This is a genomic window from Planktotalea sp., assembly GCF_039984035.1.
GTDB lineage: Bacteria > Pseudomonadota > Alphaproteobacteria > Rhodobacterales > Rhodobacteraceae > Planktotalea.
In genome coordinates this window covers 1-3365 of the sequence record NZ_JBDWVM010000251.1, presented here as the reverse complement: position 1 = coordinate 3365, position 3365 = coordinate 1, and the positions used below count along the sequence as shown (strand labels likewise).

The following is a 3365-nucleotide window of genomic DNA, read 5'->3' as shown; positions in this document are numbered from 1 at the left end:
CAAAGTCGGATGAGAGACGCTGAGTGCGTCAAAGGCAAAGGCCATTTCCGCAGTCCAATTGTTGCCGGCTCCAATGAGAGTGTCGTTTCCATCACCGCCAAGCAAGCTGTCTGCACCAATGTCACCAATGAGCAAATCTTCGTTGGCACCACCGATAAGCGTGTCATTGCCGATGTTACCCAACAAAACGTCGTCGCCATCGCCGCCTTCAAGTGAATCATCTCCGTCATCGCCGCCTAGGAAGTCGTCCCATTCGCCGCCTTCGAGCATGTCATTGCCGTCGTCGCCGCTAAGCAAATCCATCCCAGCGCCGCCAAGGAGCGTATCTTCGCCGTCTTCGCCGTGTAGCGTGTCGTTGCTTGAGTCGCCTTGCAAGGAGTCATCACCAATACCGCCAAAGAGAAGATCATGGCCGCGTTCACCGCGAAGTACGTCATCACCCTCGTCGCCAAAGAGCGTATCGCTGCCATTGAAGCCAATCAGTGTGTCATTGCCTTCACCGCCAACAAGCGAGTCATCGCCAAAGGATCCATCAATGTTATCATCACCAGCTTCGCCGAACAGTTGATCATCATCATCGTTGCCACGAATTTGATCATTACCTTCGCCGCCAAGAATGGAATCGCTGCCAAAGCCGCCGATAAGCGTATCTACCCCGTCGCCGCCAAGCAGCGTGTCGTCGCCGTCGTCGCCCGTGATGGAATCAGAACCTTCTAGTCCGGTGAGAAGGTCGTCGCCACGATCGCCAGAAAGTGTGTCTGCTTCTTCCGTGCCTTCGAGTTCAAGGCCTTCGACCTCTTCTTCGATTTCTTCCTCGTCGCTATCGTCGTCTTCTTCATCGAGTGCGTCCAAGAGATCGCCCTCACCTGATGCCGTTTCCATGGTGTCTTCGGTTTCGTCTTCTGAAGAAGAACCACCCCCACCCGAGTTATTCCCGTCGAAGAGTTCGTATAAGCCGTACCCAATTGCGAATGGTAAAAGAGAAAGTAAAATCAACATTGTCAGACCCCCAAGACAATTAATGCAGCCAATAAGCTGCAGATGTTTCGAACAATGGCGAAGTGAAAGCTAAGTCTCAAGTGCAAGTTGAAATTAACCACCTTCGCGGCGACGATCACATCAAATGCCCGTCATAGTGGTGGTCGGCGAAACAATCTGCCTGAAATGTGGCCAAATTTAACTACTTGAACCAAGTGTGCGGTGCTCAGAGCTGTTAGATTTTGCGGCTGGCATTGTCGCGAGTCGAAAGATTTTGCCTTTCTTAGGCACTGTCTGCAGCTAATTTTCTCAGACTTTGACAAGTTGAAGAACTTGGGCAAAATGCCTTTAGTTCTGCACGTTAGTTCTATTTAGGCAGTGTTCACTTAAGAAGCGGAGCATATCACTTCAACAAGCGAAATGTCCGCAATTGTTAGCGTGATATTGAGCAAAAATCGCATCCTCTGTGGCGTCAAAATCCAAGATGGATGTTGTGGTTGCCACAATTCGAAGAGTTTATTGCGGTGTCATTGGCAGCGGTTGCGTTCAATGCTTCAAAAGCGTCGGCATCCGAATCTGCGATGGGTTTAGCGATCCAATTCGGCCCAAGTCTAATTCTCGAATTCGGAATTGCATTAATCTAGATAACTTGGGAAGTTAAACTTTGCTTTCGAAATCTTTATGGATCAGTTTCGCGTCGCAATAGGGGCATTCCACAAAACCCAGATCATTCGGGATTTGAAGCCAAACGCGGGGATGACCAAGCGCACCTTCGCCGCCGTCGCAGGCAATGCGATAGCTATCGACAATTCGGGTCTCAGGTACAGGGGTTGTCATAGGGTGTGTTCCCTTTATCTGGTTGGCGCGTTAGATGCGTTATGAGCCAAGCAGCCCAAATCGGCAAGAGCGAGTAAGCAAGCAGTGACACAAGACGCAATTCGTATTGAAAACCTACACAAGACATATGCAGGCGCCAAAGGCAGTGCGCCTAAAGAAGCGCTGCGCGGTGTTGACCTGAGTATTCCCAGCGGGTCGATTTTTGGTTTGCTTGGGCCGAACGGTGCGGGCAAGTCGACAATGATCAACATTCTTGCGGGGTTGGTTCTGAAAACGTCTGGCAACGTATCGATCTGGGGCTTTGATCAAGATGTGAACCCACGTCAGTCGCGTGCATCTATCGGGGTAATGCCACAAGAACTAAACCTCGATCCTTTCTTTTCGCCACGCGAAGCGTTGGATGTGCAGGCCGGCCTTTATGGCGTGCCAAAGGCGCAGCGCCGGTCTGACGAGATTCTGGAATTGGTTGGTTTGTCGGATAAGGCCAACGCATATGCGCGTACTTTGTCTGGCGGCATGCGTCGTCGATTGTTGCTGGCAAAAGCGCTGGTGCATCATCCGCATATTTTGGTGCTGGATGAACCAACCGCTGGTGTTGATATTGAGCTGCGTCAAATGCTTTGGGCAAATGTGCGTAAGCTGAATGAGCAAGGCATGACGATTGTTTTGACGACGCATTATCTCGAAGAAGCGGAAGAAATGTGCGACGAGATCGCGATCATCAACCACGGGCAAGTGGTTGCGCGTGATAGCACGGCGACGCTCCTTGGGAGCATTGACCAAAAAACGATGATCATTGAGCCGGATCAACCGGCTGGCGTATTTGATGCACCTGAAGGTATTGAAGTGTCGCTCGATCCGCGCGGTGCACTGCGATTGAGCTACAGCGCAAGTAAAACCAGCGCTGATGCCGTTTTGGAAGCAGTGCGCAGCGCTGGCGTGACCATCCGCGATGTGCGCACCGAACAGGCCGATTTGGAAGATGTTTTCCTTGAGCTGACGCGCAGCCGCTAGCTTTGGCGCTGAGCGCGCATCAGCCAACAGTTGTTGCTCGCAGAGCGTATATCGACAAAGGCTAAATCGGACTGTTGCAGCAGCTCTTTGATCTTCGTTGTCGCCTCTTCTTTTGGCACGATAGCGCCTGTACCGTATTTGATGCGCTGATCTTCTGTGTAGCCCTTGATTAAATATTGTGGAGAGGCGGTCAGCACGTCAGGCAGCACATCTTGCTCAGGCGCCGCGCAGGAGTCTGCGCAAAGAAAGATGGGTCCTGTCTCGGCATAAGGATGCAGGCCGTCGAAGGGCCGATAGGCGAGGACGAGCACACCAGCGCCCTTGGGTACGATTTTCAGACAATGGCGGCACGGCACGCCAACGCCGCTGGAAATTTGATGCTCTGGCGGATTGCCGTACACATCTTTCGCACCTTGTCGAAACGCTTGAGCTTCGACGGTGGGCATGCCGGAAAAGATTGGGGTCATTGTGAAATACTCCTGAATTACGCGTTCAGGATGAAACAGCACATGTTCCGAAGCGATCCGTTTCCTGCG

4 protein-coding genes are annotated in these 3365 nt (G+C 51.9%); 1 reads left to right on the top strand and 3 read right to left on the bottom strand.

The annotated features are described in order from the left end of the window. Together ABJQ89_RS11355 and ABJQ89_RS11350 are read right to left on the bottom strand one after the other, a co-directional pair. Positions 1 to 999 (bottom strand): calcium-binding protein (locus ABJQ89_RS11355; RefSeq protein WP_348496347.1); only part of this gene is annotated, 999 nt, incomplete at its 3' end. 636 nt (positions 1000 to 1635) lie between these two features. Further along, complete coding sequence (locus ABJQ89_RS11350; protein ID WP_348496346.1) at positions 1636 to 1815, bottom strand: zinc-finger domain-containing protein; 180 nt, start codon at positions 1813 to 1815, stop codon at positions 1636 to 1638. Between the two features lie 84 nt (positions 1816 to 1899). Here ABJQ89_RS11350 and ABJQ89_RS11345 point away from each other — a divergent pair, with 84 nt between their 5' ends. Then, on the top strand, positions 1900 to 2829 hold the full coding sequence (locus ABJQ89_RS11345; protein WP_348496345.1) for an ABC transporter ATP-binding protein: 930 nt from the start codon (positions 1900 to 1902) through the stop codon (positions 2827 to 2829). On the opposite strand, the gene ABJQ89_RS11340 is transcribed toward ABJQ89_RS11345, so the two are convergent. Next, on the bottom strand, positions 2826 to 3365 hold a 540-nt coding region (locus tag ABJQ89_RS11340), incomplete at its 5' end, for a DUF1203 domain-containing protein (protein ID WP_348496344.1). The genes ABJQ89_RS11345 and ABJQ89_RS11340 overlap by 4 nt on opposite strands.

Coding starts and splice junctions, on each gene's coding strand:
- ABJQ89_RS11350 (WP_348496346.1), bottom strand. CDS start 1,815: ATGACAACCCCTGTACCTGAGACCCGAATTGTCGATAGCTATCGCATT.